Here is a 13,860-nt window from a genome sequence, read left to right as displayed (position 1 = left end):
CCTTGAGCCAACGTAACCGTTTTTTAACTACTCCCTTAAACACTCTATACCTCTAAAAAGGTCGAGGCCAATGTTTCGCAAAGCTCTTGTCTTTACAAGAGGAAAATGCTTTATCTTAAACTGCAAAGCCGGAAAATGCGTAACATTCCTCGACGGAAGACTCTCCTTCGTCTCTAAATCCGAAATCCCTGGAAGAATCCGTCTTTATTATAATCGGCAAGGTTTTTGACAAGATAAGCGTTTGATTTAATTTTTTATCTCTTTTCCTGTTCCGGTACATATCGAATCGGGCTTTTTCTTTTTGTCTTCCACCTGTGAATTTTCGGTTTGGACCTTTCCTTTATCCGATGTTTCCGATTTGCGTTTTTCTTCTTCCCTATTTAAAATAAAAAAATCGAAAAAAAGTTTTTCCGAAAAAAGGAGGCAAAATGAATACCGATATCCTGCAATTCCAGTCCGATTACCAAGAGGCTTGCCACGAAAATATCTTAAAGCGCCTGACGGAAGAATATAGAAAGCCCTATCCCGGCTACGGAAGCGACAGCATTTGCGAAGCTGCCAAAGAAAAAATCCGAAAGGCCTGTCACTGCCCTACCGCTCAGGTGGAATTTCTGGTGGGCGGAACCCAGACCAATGCCACGGTGATTGACTCCTTCCTCCCTTCCTACCAAGGCATACTCTGTGCGGACAGCGGACATATTGCAGTGCATGAAGCGGGAGCCATTGAACTGACAAGGCACAAGGTGCTTCCCTTAAAGGGAAAGGACGGAAAGCTCTCCCCAAAAGCACTGGAAGCTTTTCTTTCCAACTTTACCTTGGATGAAAACAAAGCCCACACTGTCCAGCCCGGCATGGTTTATCTGTCTCAGCCCACGGAATACGGCAGTCTGTACAGCAAGGCCGAGCTTACTGCCATTTCCGAGCTTTGTAAAAAGCATCAGCTGCTGCTTTTCCTAGACGGTGCCCGACTGGCCTATGCCCTTGCCGCCCCGGAAAATGACCTCAGCCTTCCGGATCTGGCTAAGCTCTGCGATGTCTTCTATATCGGAGGCACCAAGTGTGGCGCTATGTTCGGAGAAGCGGTAGTCATTCCGGATGCCGGTAGACTTCCTCACTTCTTCACCTCCATCAAACAGCATGGCGCCCTCCTTGCCAAGGGTTGGCTTCTGGGCATGCAATTTGATGAGCTCTTTAAGGATGAGCTATACCTCCATATCGGCGAAAAGGCAAATGCCTACGCCCGGGAAATCAAGGCAGCCTTAAAGGATGCGGGGCTCCCCCTCTTTGGAGACTATCCCACCAATCAGGTCTTCTTTGTCATTTCCCATGAAAAAATGGAACAATTAAAAAAGCAGGCGCAATACGCCTACATGGAACGCTACGATGAAAACTCCAGCGTGATTCGTTTTTGTACAAGTTGGTCCACAAGAGAAGAGGATGTGAAGAAGTGCTGTGAGATTATTAGGGGGCTGTAAGCCCCCTTTTTTAGCCCATACAGGAGAAACAGTATATTTAAGTCCTCTTTGAAAGTAATTGTAATATGCTCTCATTCATCCTATCATAGGAGGCCCATTTTTCTTCTCCAAGGTCTTGATAAGCTGTGGAATAAAGCAATTTTACTTTCTCCATAATGATTTTTGGCGTGAAACCGGTTTTTTCTAAAATAATTTTTTCTGTTACCGGAATCATTTGGTGAGCAACCATATTACGCAGGTTTTCTTCTACAGTTCTAAGATCTCCTACTGTATTTTTCACTAAGTCCAGAGAGTGATACGCCTGGATTAACGCCAAGAAATGTGGGGAATAAACCGTCATTCTCTTATTTGGATCTTGAGAATTCATTTTTGTGAGAAGAACCGTATAAATCTTTTTTTCATTCTCGTTAGTTTGCTGTTGTAAGACATCCAATTTCCAATATTTTACTTTTGTATCACTATAAACATTCTCAATATATTTAGAAATTGGAAGTCCTAAATCCTTCTCTATAATCTGAAAGAATAAATCCCAAATCACAGGGGTAAGGGAACGAATAAAGCCATCAAAATCTCCTCTGGCAAGTTTTAGCTGCATTTGAAGGCAATACTCAAATACTAAGCAAGACTTCTCCGCTTCTTTACCTCCGGCTTGCTTTACAGGAAATTGAAATTTTCCCTTATTATGCTTAATAAAGCTTTCTACAGAATCCATATCCAAAAGGCTTCTTTGTAACGCCATTTTCAAAAAGGATAAATACTCTTCCGTCCGCTCCGCCGGTAAAGACTTGGCTAAGGCAAGGGCTCCCTTATAATCATACTCTTGAATCAGTCTCTTGATTTGATTTTCCTGTATCATATAGGCAAAATCCGGAACCTTAACCTCTGTACAACGATTGGTAAAGCCTTCTAAATTATCAATATTGTTCTCCCACGCATCCTCCAAAACAAAGCCACTATGGCGATGCTCATTCATTCTTCGTACAGGAGTGGAAACCTGTATTACCTTACAATGGATATCCTGTAAAAGTTGCATACTAAGAAGACAGCCCTTCATAGCAGGTGTTCCGGAAGAAACATTTAGGAGCAATGTATCTGCCTCTCCCAAATCTTTCATACTATAGTGAATCCACCTCGGAAATTCCCTGTAAAATGTATTAAAGTCTTGGACTTCCGATAAATCCTCCCGTTCTATAGTCTCCACCTTCATATTTCCAATCTGATAAAGCTCTAAACTTGCATCCTCTAATTGTAGCTTCTGTATAGGCTTTAAAGCATTCACTGTAAGCTTTTCCAACTGTTCCGGATCTTCCTGCTTCAAAAACTCCCTGTAAAGCAAATACAAAGACTTGATATAGCGATTATCTTCTTTATGAAATCGTAACATTTCCTGAGAAAGAAAGAGCACGATTCGCTCCGGACGATAATTTCTTACAATGTGTAAGATAGCACCATCCTGATAATTGTCATTAGATAAGGGATCAGTCCCTCCTACAGGAGAAAACAGTATTTTACTCATAGAATTACTACCTCTTCATTTTCCAGTTTTTGATTTTGCCCAAAGAGAATCACTTCTCCATAGCCTGTCATCCGATAAATGCGGACACTGTCCTCTTCCGGATTGATTGCTTTAGGAATCTCTTTTTCCAACTTCTCTAAGAGTTTCTTATCCACCAAAGCTTCAAAGGAGGATTTCTGAATCCGCATCCCATATCCGCTCAACAGCTTCGCAAAGTGATTTCTTCTTTTATTACTTACAATATCATAAATCACCAAAACAAAAATCTTTTTTGTAGATTGCTGTTCTTCCGTGTTCCAAAAATAATTTTCCATACCGTTTCCTATCTCAGAGACTTAGCGAATATAGATTGGCTCATACAAGTTGAAATCCTCTTCTTCCAAGGCCTTTACAAACTGATTGACCTGTAATTCTATCGCCCTTCGAAAACTGGTGGGATAATCTACATAGCTTAAATATTTTTGATCTGTGCGAAACTTCTTTTCCAGTCTATCCAGGTATAGTTTAAAGGCATATTTCTCCAGGAAAATACCGCCATTCTCTCCCTTGTAAAAATCCCCTTCCTTTAACTCATGGCCATTTAATAAGCTCATTGCTAAGGAATCAATCAACACCGCTCTCCACTCTTCCATAAAATCACTGGCCAGAGTAGGGTGCTTTTCCCGATCTTGATGCAAAACACCAGAATAAGGATTTAAGCCCTTTGCCTCAATTTTTCCATAGATTTCATTGAGCAAAATAGCATATCCCAAGCTGATTAAAGAGTTAAATGGATCCTTAGGCGGTCTTCGATTACGCCCTTCAAAGTAAAATTCTCGGTCTATCAACTTGCCCAGACAGGAAAAATAAATCCTTGCAGCAGCTCCCTCATAACCCATAAGCTCCTCTATTCCACTGCACTGCTCAATTTTTTCCAAGTTCCGCTTCATAGCTTTTAGATTTTCTTCTAAGTCCATCTCTTGGTATCGGTTATAGCGTCTTACCGTCACCATTTGATTGGATATTTTTCCTGACACCAATCTTTTACTTAAGCCCAGACAGAATTCCGGAGACATAGAAGCTTGTAGCCTTTGTCGTTTCACATGGACATGATTGGTAGAAAACAATCTTCCATAATAGGCTCCCGTGGTGGAAAAGAAGCCTAAGGTAATTCCTCTCTTCAAACATTCCGTCATACAGGCGGTAGATACCTGAATTCGCCCAAAAAGCTCTATAGATTCCAATGGCTCTATGGGCAAGGTCTTAACCATACCATCCTTGTACTTTACTTGCAAACGATTTCCTTCAACCCCTACTACCCTGTTCACAGATGTACACGTAGCTCATTTTTGCTCTCCTTCTTCAAGTTTTCTTTCAGAAATATAGATGTTACTTATTCTAGTCCTACTTCCTTCTAACATGACAATTAAGAACTCTCTTTTCTTATAAATTAAGTATAACATAAGAAAAGAAACTTCGTCCCCTATGGGGAGCTTTTTTATTTCTATAAGAACCAGTGGAAGTTGAAGTTGTTGATAATGCAGTTTTTCCGTCCCCTTGGGGGAGCTTTTTTATTTCTATTTGCGTTATTGTGACAGAGAAGTTTAACATCAATGTGTTTCCGTCCCCTATGGGGATCTTTTTTATTTCTATCAGATCTTTTTTATTTCTATTAGATGGTTCTTTCCATTCAATACACAATACTTTTGGTTTCCGTCCCCTATGGGGTTCTTTTTTATTTCTATAAACAGCAAGATATAGTGATTAGGGCAATCCGCTTTCAGTTTCCGTCCCCTATGGGGTTCTTTTTTATTTCTATTGAATATAGAAAATTTCATTGATTTTATATCTATATGTTTCCGTCCCCCTATGGGGATCTTTTTTATTTCTATGGCACTAACAAGAAGGATAAAGGAAGGAGATGGATATCGTTTCCGTCCCCTATGGGGATCTTTTTTATTTCTATTATGATCAAGGGCTGGTTCAAGTCTGAGGAAGGCTGGTTTCCGTCCCCTATGGGGATCTTTTTTATTTCTATAGGAAAAAGAAAATGCGTAAAGATGAATTTTCGCAAATGTTTCCGTCCCCTATGGGGATCTTTTTTATCTCTATTTATGATGATTGATTATCTATTCTCTCCCCCTCTCAGTTTCCGTCCCCTATGGGGATCTTTTTTATTTCTATAAAAACACTATGGACAGTTTGTCATTATTGGCCGGTAATGTTTCCGTCCCCTATGGGGATCTTTTTTATTTCTATCAATTTGAAATTGATTTATCATCGAAAGAAAGATGAGTTTCCGTCCCCTATGGGGATCTTTTTTATTTCTATTCAAGTACAGGAAACTATAAAGACTGGAAAGAGAGTTTCCGTCCCCTATGGGGATCTTTTTTATTTCTATGAGCACACTTCAACGTATAAGAAAAGCTAGTGAAGTTTCCGTCCCCTATGGGGATCTTTTTTATTTCTATTCTGTCCTATGGAAACCTTGCCGGGCATAGAGAAAACCTGCACTTTGCGGTGCAAAAGGTTTTCTCCGGTAAAATCGGGGGATTCGAAGCTTGTAAACTGCTCTGACCCTTGATTTTATGCCCTGCGGTGCAAAACTACGATTCTACTAGCTCTATCTTGCCCATCCCTTGATCGTAGATATGATTTAACTGAGGGAAGATTGGTGTTGTTCTGGGCGAAACCCCCAGCTCTTTATCCCTATCATGATGATGGTTTTTAAAATTATTCACCAGTATTTCACTTACAAGTTCCAAGCCTTCCTTTTGCAAAAGAGGATAGCTAACTGTTTTGGTACAGTAACCTGCACCGCCACCAAGCCATACAATTCCCTTTTCTAAAGTAGGGCGTTGAAAATGCTTGTAGTGGTAATAATAACATTTCTCATTAAAATAATCCAATGCGGCTAAAATCGTATCTAAGGAATAGGGGAACACCTTTGAATCTAAGATTAAATCAAAATAAATCTCAGTCCCCGGGCGCAATACCTCTTTAAAGGTGGAGATAGCATTTGTTTTTTCCTTACCATCCCGAGAAAAACGAGAATCTCTTCTACTCGGATTTTCCGAAAATAAATCCACCTTTTGAGCAAGATCCAAATCCATTAAAGATAAAGGCTGACTGTCTCGTACTAGAAGTCCACGAAGGATAGAGCAGACGGCATTCCTTGGATTTTCCAATCTAGTCCCATCCTTTAGCTCCAGTTGATGAAAAGCCAAAGCCTCCAGTTCTCCTACTTCGTTACGCAAGCCTCGCTTTCCCCCATCTATTCTCCCCTGCTTCACTGTTCTGCGTATAGATTGTATTTTTCCCTCATTTATATCTCGGTAGGAAAACATCCCTTCTTCGTCTCTACCCTCTTTGTTATTTCCAAGAAGATAGGATAAAAGTGCCGTGCGAATCATTCCTTTAATACTGGAACCGGGAGCATAAGGCCTTCCATTTGCATCTTTTACAAAAGAGTGAATTTCATTTAAGCTTGTATTCTCTCGTACTGAAATGCCATAATCATAGCTTTTCCAACTTTCCCAGCTTTCTCTGGGAATATTTTGATTTTGAAGAAAAGGAAATAAATTAGCATTTTTTCCCATGCCAAGAACATAGTCTTGAAAACGGTCCAGTAGTTTCTCCTTTTCCAAATAGGCATACATTTTCATCGAGTCTAAAACAAACACTCTATTCCTTTGTTTGTCATAAAGATATTCCGTTTTCTTTAATTGCTTCCCATCTCCCACATGAATCGGTCCAATTGCCGTAATTTTCATTCTGTAGCGTTTTAAATAGGGAGTCATTATATTTTCTTCTCTCTTAGGATTCATATTTATATCTCCATAAAGACCGCTTTTCCGTAACGGTAAACCGGATGATTTCCCCCATCCGATACATCAAAGATATCCCCTGAAAAAGGCTTCTTAAAACAGGAGCCGGCTTGAAAGCTAAAAAAGTCTTTTTTTCTTCTTTGTTCTTTCGCATAGCTTTCAGAGTATATAAAACCGGATCGCTTTTGGAGTAGATAAGACGCATCTTCCAAGATACTCTCCAGGTCTTCCTCTGTCTTAGCCATAGCAGAGGAGAGAAGCAGAAAGTCACTGTCTTTTGTCTTTTTAGTCGAAGATTCGACTCTAGCAGAAGATAAATCATCTTCTTTAACTTCTCCGGCTAATTTGATTTTTTCTGCCATTTCCTCTCCAAGGGCTCCTGCTGTAATGCTGAACTTTCCCTTTCCGGATTCCCTTTTTCCTCCGATTCCGACATAGGAGAGAGATTCCAGTAAATCCACGAGAAAATCCTCTACATCCTCATCTTCTGTAGAAAAAATACAGTAAAGTCCCGCATCCTCAGCAAATTGGAATTGTTCAACTCGATAAGGCAGATTATCCTCATCCTCCAAGATACGAACCATTTCCTGACTGAAAAAAGAACCGAAGTTTTGTTTCTTAAGCTCTTCCAACGGGTCTAGCTTACCTTCTAAATAGTCGGAAATCGAGTCCATGGAAAGGTACTTTAACTTTTTGTAGGCTTTCTTAAGAATAGAATGTTCCTTCTCTCTCCCCTCTTCCTCTCCCTTTTCTACCGGACACATAGGTTTGGGGAAAAAGTAGCAATACTCCTTCTTGCCCTTGCTTCCTTCTTGCTTCACAGAAAAGGGAAAGGCATCGGTAAATAGTAGCTTTTCCTCTTGGACATACTCTAAAAGAAGCTTTTCTTTCCCTTCTTTCATTGCCTCTAGAAAAAGAGCCGAAAACAGGGTGTCGGCAGAAAAGCACATCTCCCCATCTTCCAATTTACTTTTCCCAAAGTGCACCGGAGTGGAAAAGCTAAATCGTATAATGCTATGATTCATTTTCCTCCTCCAATGCTATTAATTGATCGTTTAATAGATCTGCATATTTTTCCAAAACTTCATCTCCGTAAACCAAGTCGGCACTTAAGTTACAAAACCGTACTTGGCCATAACCTCTGGTTCCGCTTCCTCCAAGATAGTCCAATTCTAAAAGCTTCATGCCGTCAATAAGGCATTGGAAGTCTTTCAGAATCCGCTCTTCCTCTGTCCCTTGATAATATTCCGAGTGCTTCTCCTTCTCTCTATCTGTTGTATCCTTTAATTCATAAAGTAATTTCAAGTTAAATTGCGTTCCGGGAATTACTCTTTCTAATTGTCTTGGATTTGCCACAGCGGTAAGTCTATTAATACTATTTTCAAATTTCACCTCTACCGGGCTTTCCAGACTATCCTGCTCTGCCAAGAACAAATCGGAAAATATCAATCTGCCTACACGAACATTTCCATTTTTAGCAGAACCGAAAAGCCGTAAGATTCCCTCTTCATCTTCATCCATATTTCCACTTATTTTTTGATTTCTTTGTCTCGCCAAAAGGCTTCTCATCTTTCCCTTTAGGCTACTTCCGGGAATCATGGGTTGGTTATCTCTACTGTTTCTCACTACCGGAGAGTCTACCGCTCCAATAGCCGCAAAACTGGAGGCTCCTCCAATATGAAGTCCTGTAACCACTTCCAGCTTTCCTTCAATTAAAATCTTTCCGTACATAGTATTCTCCTTTATCCCCATGGTGGGGTGTATTATCCTGACTTTATAATCTCATCGAAATATAAATCTATCGTCCGTATTTTCGCACTCTAATGGTAAAGAAGCTTTTAACTGTCTTTTCCTCCATAAAAACGGTGAAAGGCAACCAAAGATTCCATATATTTATGAAGCAGTAAGAATCGTTCTTTTTCTCCTACCTTCCGTAGGGTCTCCGGTATTTCTTTATTCGCCTCTGAAGAAGCTTCTAAAATACCCTTTAAATTCATAAACAATGAGGAACGAAGAAAGAATTTTTTGACTTTCTCTTCTCTCCCTGCCGCATAGTAGCAATGCATAGTAAGTTCTCTGATTTTACTTCTTACTTCCGAAGGTAAATCTCCTGATTGTTTCGTTCTTTGCACTACATTAAAAATATCTGATATATTGGCCAAAATATTCCTAATTTGGGAGGTGGTAATCATGGCATTTTCAGCCTTCAAATCTTTAATTACTTTCTCAGCATGGTCTAAGTAGTTTTCCTCCGTAATCCAGAATACTGCTTCTTTCTCCTCTGCCTTAGGAACAGAAGCACTCTTGTTAAAGTTTCCACCTCGGTTCCCTGCACAGTTGGAAGACTTCGTATATCCTCCCCCGCTATATCCACCGGTACTTTTATTCTCCATGTTGTTCCCTCCTCCTGAATATTCTTTTTGTTTAAAGCTCTCTGAACTTTTCTTTTTAGCATCTATCGCCTTCCAATCAATATCCATTATTTCCTCTCTGATGCTTGAAAGATCCATATCTATTCTCCTTTTTCTTCTGCTTATTCTCTTTCTTTTCTTTTTCCGGCGTTTTGTTTAAGTTTTTTAGCCGCCTTCTAGCATCGGTATCCTTTTTTTAGCTTTTTTACTCACGGTCTCTAATCAAATATACATAAAGATAGATCGCAAGAATCAGTTCATTTCTTTCATTTTCCCGGGGAGCCCATGTATAGATTGCATGAGCAAAGTCTTGATACAAGCTTTGCATATATTCTCCCTTATCCTTTGGCTCCATTCGGGAAAGGTAGTAGGCTAATTTGGCTCGGTTAAATCCTTTTCCATTCTTATCTCGAGCCTCTCTAAGCATTTCCAAGAGCCGATATAAAAACACCTTTCCATAATCGTTAGTGCTCCGGAAGAAACGCTCAATCTTCGCATACTTCTCTCCCAGTACTGTATTTCTAAATTGCGTAAAGGAATAACATTCTTTCTCTTCAAAAAGGCAGATTCCATTCTTTTTCTCTAAGTTATGCGTTTCCGGATTCTGCCATTCTACTCGCTTAGCACTATCTTCCAATTCTCCGGTTTCCACTGCCATCCTGTGAATAGGAAAACTTGGAGAATAAAATCCTATACCGGCAGAAAAATGCAATTTTCCTCCCGTGAATCGTCTGAAGGCTTCCTGTAAGTCCAAAGCCACGTCAATAACATCATTCCATGCTCCCACCAGGAAGACATCATCTCCCCCGGAATATACCACCGCAATACTTCTTTTCTCTTGTTTTTGCACCGGCTTATTCTCTTTATCCTCTTTCCAAAAGCCTTCATCAAAAAAAGTTTTGGAGTTGTTTGTTTCCTTTTTCTCTTCCTCTCTTCCATTAGAATCTTTTCCAAATTCTTCAGCTTTTTTATAAAAATGGTAGAGTTCTTTCTCTGATTCTGAAATTCTACTTCCTTCATCTCCTTGAATTACTTTTTTGAGATAAAGCTTAAAGAAAAGAGATAATTGTCTGGACAGGGTGGAGGTTCTGGATAGTGTATTAAATCGTCCTCCCAGCTCCGGATTTCGGAATCCGCTTACAAAGCTTGCTCCCAAATCATCCACATCCGCTCTCAATACCGATAGTCTTTCTATCCCCTTGGCACTCTTGGCAAGGCTTTGGAAGGTTACCGTCTTACTCTCTTCATCCAATTCCTCCGACTCCGCATAATCTGCTATCCAAAGCTTGGTGCTAAGCTTATTTCCTGTCTTATACTCATTTTTGATATAGGAACGAACATAGGCTTCTTCTTTCATCCACTTGATTAGCTCTTTTTCTTCCTCTACCAGAAGAAGTCTGTTGGAAGGCAGGGGCAGATACTGCTCTTTTTTTAAGCTTTTAATAGCTTTGGCATTTTTCAGTTTATCCTGATCCAAGATGATAAAGCTGTTCTTCTTCTCCTGAAAAAGGGCTTTCGCAAAGCTCTCTAAGGCTCGACAAATGGGACAAGCCTCTCCTCTATGATCGGGAAGTGTTTCCACATTCTCCATGCGGTGACAGATACTACACTCTCTCCCGCCAGAGGTTTTCCCTTGATTTAAGCTTAAAATGTCCTTTGCCGTATATCTTGCCCGCTTTTGTTTACTAATTTCCTCTGAAACTCTTCGATAAAGTGCAGTATAGGACTCTGTATTACCGGCATCCCTATTACATAAGACATTGGCACTACATTCCGCATAGCCGTCTGCCATAAAAATGGAAATATCAAATTTTTTCAAAAACCACTGATTCAGTTCTTCCTTAAAGGACTTTAAGCTTATCTTTATTTTTTCCGTATTAGGAAGAAGCAGGTAGGCATGCCCTCCCCCCTGATACAGTAAAGATGCTCTGGATAAGCTAAGCCGTTCCAAAAGCTCATCCATTACATGCTCCATCATGATTTCCAGATAAAAGCTTCTAGCTCTTAATCCCTTTAAAGCTCCCTTACTGCTAATGGTATAAATAAAGGACTGAATTCCGGATACATCCATGGAATACAAAAGAAAGGAAGGGCTATCCCAAGCCTTCTCTACCTGTTCAAACACATAAGATTTATAATCGGAAATATTTTTCTCTTCTAAATATTGGAATAAACACTCAGAAAATGCCGCTGTCAGCTTTAAATGGTCATAAAGGGAAATATCCTCCTGCTCCTGCACTGCCGTAGAAGAAGGAATAAAGGATAAATTTGCTTCCAGTAAGGACAAAAGAGAGGAAATGTATTCTTCCCTTATTTCCATTCCCCTTAAATTCTCCCGAAGATTTCTTTTAACCTCTGTATAGAAAATTTCATCATTTTCTCTTTGGCAAGCTGCTCTGTTTTCCGGATAGGGAATAGGATTCTCCGGATTTAAAATCCGACGAACAAAATGCCATTTTCCATCTTCCTCACTATCTTTACTCACGCCATTAAAGACTTTAAATACTGAAGCCAAAGGAACGGAACTGTCGAAACCGAATTTTTGCTCATCCCCTTCGTTTTGCTTCTCTCTTCTGTCTGCTGCAGAGGCCATATTATCTGCTATATAGCTTAGATACGCTAAAGAGTTCGGAGCTAAATCTTTAGCTCTTCCCAGAGATGTACCATGATGATAACGAATACAATTCAGGATTTCTGTTTCTTCTGCCCAGTGAATGGCATCGTCCTTAGTTCTTCCATCTCCTTCTGCGTTAGAATTGCCGTCAAGAGAGGCGATAAAATCTCCTCCGATTTTACTATGTGTTCCTCCTTCTCCTCCGGCTCGTTGCACTGCTTTTCCGATGTCATGCAAGAGACTTCCGTAAATTAGTTGGACTTGTCGCTTTTCCATACTCATTCCTCTCTATTGGTTTTTATTTTTTGATATAGCTGTTTTTCCTCTGGATTTCAGCTAAATTTCCTCTAGATGCCAGCCGCTTTCCTCTGCATTCCGGCTATTTCCCTCTATTATTTCAAATCCATATTTCAGCTGATATTTGTTTACAATATTCACCTTATCATTTCTGCTTTATATATTTCCTTTGAAATTTTACTTTAGGATTTTTCTTTAGGATTTTCTCTTTTATAGTCATTTTCCTCCATAAGCTTTAAGGCTCCCATTCCTAAAGCAGTCTTAATACCTACTCCGGAATATTCTCCGAAGCGAAATAAAAATCTGGCAAAATTACATAAAGCCTGTGTCCCCTTCATTTTCAAAGTCAGTGTTCCGGTAAATGCAGGAAGCTTATGCCCTTCCAAATAAAAGACCGTACTGCGTAAATGATACTGACTTACCACAGCGTCCTCTACCAAGGCATTCAAAGTTTCCTCATCCTCGCCCTCTTCCCCAAAGCCTGCCTCATCATACTTATGCATGAGATTTTTGAATAAAAGACGTAAATCAGGATAATGAATATAGTTTCCATTTTGCTTAAAACAGGTCGGGCTTAAAAATTGCAGGGAAATATAAGGATTCGCCTTTTCTGTATAAAAGGCGGAGGTCAACTGCTGAAAGGGAAATTCCTCATAATGTTTTTCCACGATTCTCCCATGAATTCCCTGCTTTTTCAGAGTGAATTCCTGTAAAGAAAGCAAAGATTTCTTGATAATGCCCTCCAGGATTTCTTCTGTAAAGGCGGTGACCACCCAATAATTTCCCTCTTTAGAAAGTTCCAAATGTTGAGTATAGGGCTGTAACCCTCCGCTATGCAGTCTTCCCGCCAAATCCTCGTCGATAAGCTCCATTAAAAGTCCATGAAAAAGAGAGGACATCCCCATAGATAGCCTTTCTTCTGTCTCCAACTTCATCCGTAATCGTGCCAGTACCATCTTCTGATCCTCTCTTCTTATGATCTTATAAAATTATTCAAGCTTTCAGTTTTTCTTGTAGCTTTGATTTTTTCTATTTTTGTATTTTCTTGTATCTTTTTTCTATCTTAGTTCTTCTTATCTCTTATGTCCTAAATTCCTAAAGCCTCTACCCATTCTTTCTCTTTAAAGCCCACCAAGACCTTCTCCCCATAAAGGAATATAGGCCTCTTTACCAGCATGCCGTCTGTAGCCAATAGTGCTTCCTGTTCTTCCTCGGGCATATTGGGCAGCTTATCCTTTAATTCCATGGACTTGTACAGCTGTCCGCTGGTGTTAAAGAAACGCTTTAAGGGAAGGCCGGATCGCTCCTTCATATCATGGATTTCCTTGGTGCTGGGGTTTTGCTCCTTAATCGGACGCTTTTCAAAAGAAATATTGTGAGCCTTTAAAAAATCCTCCGCCTTTTTGCAGGTACTGCAACGGTCATAGCAAATAAATGTATTCATGGGTTTTCCTTTCTGTTTTAGGCTTCTACTAAGCCACTTCTTTCTTTTAATAAGATATCTATATCTTCAAAGGCATTTTCCAAACGCTCCACATGATAAATTTCGTATAAATCATAAATCAGCTTGGTCAAGTCTGCCTCATCCCATAGCTTTAAAATATCACTTGCTTTTTGCTTTTTGAAATCTGCATATCTTTCCAAAAGATAAATAAAAAACTCCCCTTCTTTACTCATTTTCTTCACCTCTGATATATTGCGAGTTACGAGGATTTCCGGTAATCATTTCACTTTCCCACAT

General features: G+C 39.8%; 12 protein-coding genes and 1 CRISPR repeat array. Of the genes, 1 reads left to right on the top strand and 11 read right to left on the bottom strand.

Annotated elements, in window-relative coordinates; genetic code table 11:
- The first annotated feature begins 428 nt into the window (after positions 1-428).
- Complete coding sequence (locus RDQ32_RS04465) at positions 429-1,475, top strand: beta-eliminating lyase-related protein (RefSeq protein ID WP_308579269.1); 1,047 nt, start codon at positions 429-431, stop codon at positions 1,473-1,475.
- A gap of 37 nt (positions 1,476-1,512) precedes the next feature.
- Here RDQ32_RS04465 and RDQ32_RS04460 read toward each other — a convergent pair whose 3' ends face one another.
- The 11 genes from RDQ32_RS04460 to RDQ32_RS04410 form a co-directional block, all read right to left on the bottom strand.
- Entirely contained in the window at positions 1,513-2,991 is a 1,479-nt protein-coding gene (locus RDQ32_RS04460; RefSeq protein ID WP_308579268.1) for a hypothetical protein, read from the bottom strand.
- On the bottom strand, positions 2,988-3,305 hold the full coding sequence (gene cas2, locus RDQ32_RS04455; protein WP_308579267.1) for a CRISPR-associated endonuclease Cas2: 318 nt from the start codon (positions 3,303-3,305) through the stop codon (positions 2,988-2,990). Before cas2 ends, RDQ32_RS04460 begins: the two co-directional genes overlap by 4 nt.
- 21 nt (positions 3,306-3,326) lie before the next feature.
- On the bottom strand, positions 3,327-4,265 hold the full coding sequence (gene cas1, locus RDQ32_RS04450; protein ID WP_308579266.1) for a CRISPR-associated endonuclease Cas1: 939 nt from the start codon (positions 4,263-4,265) through the stop codon (positions 3,327-3,329).
- A gap of 177 nt (positions 4,266-4,442) precedes the next feature.
- Positions 4,443-5,441: a CRISPR direct-repeat array (repeat unit 36 nt; unit sequence GTTTCCGTCCCCTATGGGGATCTTTTTTATTTCTAT).
- Between the two features lie 135 nt (positions 5,442-5,576).
- Entirely contained in the window at positions 5,577-6,797 is a 1,221-nt protein-coding gene (gene csm5 / locus RDQ32_RS04445) for a type III-A CRISPR-associated RAMP protein Csm5 (protein WP_308579265.1), read from the bottom strand.
- A 2-nt stretch (positions 6,798-6,799) separates the two neighbouring features.
- Positions 6,800-7,822: a type III-A CRISPR-associated RAMP protein Csm4 gene (gene csm4, locus RDQ32_RS04440; RefSeq protein ID WP_308579264.1), complete on the bottom strand. Its 1,023-nt coding sequence runs from the start codon at positions 7,820-7,822 to the stop codon at positions 6,800-6,802.
- On the bottom strand, positions 7,812-8,528 hold the full coding sequence (gene csm3 / locus RDQ32_RS04435; protein WP_308579263.1) for a type III-A CRISPR-associated RAMP protein Csm3: 717 nt from the start codon (positions 8,526-8,528) through the stop codon (positions 7,812-7,814). The genes csm4 and csm3 overlap by 11 nt, the downstream gene beginning before the upstream one ends.
- A 107-nt stretch (positions 8,529-8,635) precedes the next feature.
- Positions 8,636-9,307, bottom strand: a complete 672-nt coding sequence (gene csm2 / locus RDQ32_RS04430; protein WP_308579262.1) for a type III-A CRISPR-associated protein Csm2 — start codon at positions 9,305-9,307, stop codon at positions 8,636-8,638.
- Positions 9,308-9,413: 106 nt separating this feature from the next.
- On the bottom strand, positions 9,414-12,098 hold the full coding sequence (cas10, locus tag RDQ32_RS04425; RefSeq protein ID WP_308579260.1) for a type III-A CRISPR-associated protein Cas10/Csm1: 2,685 nt from the start codon (positions 12,096-12,098) through the stop codon (positions 9,414-9,416).
- 203 nt (positions 12,099-12,301) lie between these two features.
- Positions 12,302-13,075, bottom strand: coding sequence for a CRISPR-associated endoribonuclease Cas6 (gene cas6, locus RDQ32_RS04420; protein WP_308579259.1), 774 nt, complete (start codon positions 13,073-13,075; stop codon positions 12,302-12,304).
- A gap of 131 nt (positions 13,076-13,206) precedes the next feature.
- The gene (locus RDQ32_RS04415; protein WP_308579258.1) at positions 13,207-13,563 is read right to left on the bottom strand and encodes an arsenate reductase family protein; all 357 of its coding nucleotides are present in this window, start codon (positions 13,561-13,563) and stop codon (positions 13,207-13,209) included.
- A 17-nt stretch (positions 13,564-13,580) separates the two neighbouring features.
- Positions 13,581-13,796 carry a DUF3791 domain-containing protein gene (locus RDQ32_RS04410; protein ID WP_007157749.1) on the bottom strand — a complete coding sequence of 72 codons (216 nt, stop codon included), beginning with the start codon at positions 13,794-13,796 and terminating at the stop codon, positions 13,581-13,583.
- Between the last annotated feature and the right edge of the window lie 64 nt (positions 13,797-13,860).

Origin of the sequence: uncultured Oribacterium sp. (assembly GCF_902481605.1) — a bacterium.
Lineage (GTDB): Bacteria > Bacillota > Clostridia > Lachnospirales > Lachnospiraceae > Oribacterium > Oribacterium sinus.
Note: the sequence above shows the minus strand (reverse complement) of the source record. Positions and strands in the feature narration are given on the sequence as shown.

What these genes read in the sequence shown, in the direction of transcription:
- cas2 (WP_308579267.1), bottom strand. Translation starts at nt 3,305, where the DNA reads ATGGAAAATTATTTTTGGAACACGGAAGAACAGCAATCTACAAAAAAG.
- csm4 (WP_308579264.1), bottom strand. Translation starts at nt 7,822, where the DNA reads ATGAATCATAGCATTATACGATTTAGCTTTTCCACTCCGGTGCACTTT.
- csm2 (WP_308579262.1), bottom strand. Translation starts at nt 9,307, where the DNA reads ATGGATCTTTCAAGCATCAGAGAGGAAATAATGGATATTGATTGGAAG.
- RDQ32_RS04410 (WP_007157749.1), bottom strand. Translation starts at nt 13,796, where the DNA reads ATGAGTAAAGAAGGGGAGTTTTTTATTTATCTTTTGGAAAGATATGCA.
- RDQ32_RS04460 (WP_308579268.1), bottom strand. Translation starts at nt 2,991, where the DNA reads ATGAGTAAAATACTGTTTTCTCCTGTAGGAGGGACTGATCCCTTATCT.
- csm5 (WP_308579265.1), bottom strand. Translation starts at nt 6,797, where the DNA reads ATGAATCCTAAGAGAGAAGAAAATATAATGACTCCCTATTTAAAACGC.
- RDQ32_RS04415 (WP_308579258.1), bottom strand. Translation starts at nt 13,563, where the DNA reads ATGAATACATTTATTTGCTATGACCGTTGCAGTACCTGCAAAAAGGCG.
- cas6 (WP_308579259.1), bottom strand. Translation starts at nt 13,075, where the DNA reads ATGGTACTGGCACGATTACGGATGAAGTTGGAGACAGAAGAAAGGCTA.
- RDQ32_RS04465 (WP_308579269.1), top strand. Translation starts at nt 429, where the DNA reads ATGAATACCGATATCCTGCAATTCCAGTCCGATTACCAAGAGGCTTGC.
- cas10 (WP_308579260.1), bottom strand. Translation starts at nt 12,098, where the DNA reads ATGGAAAAGCGACAAGTCCAACTAATTTACGGAAGTCTCTTGCATGAC.
- csm3 (WP_308579263.1), bottom strand. Translation starts at nt 8,528, where the DNA reads ATGTACGGAAAGATTTTAATTGAAGGAAAGCTGGAAGTGGTTACAGGA.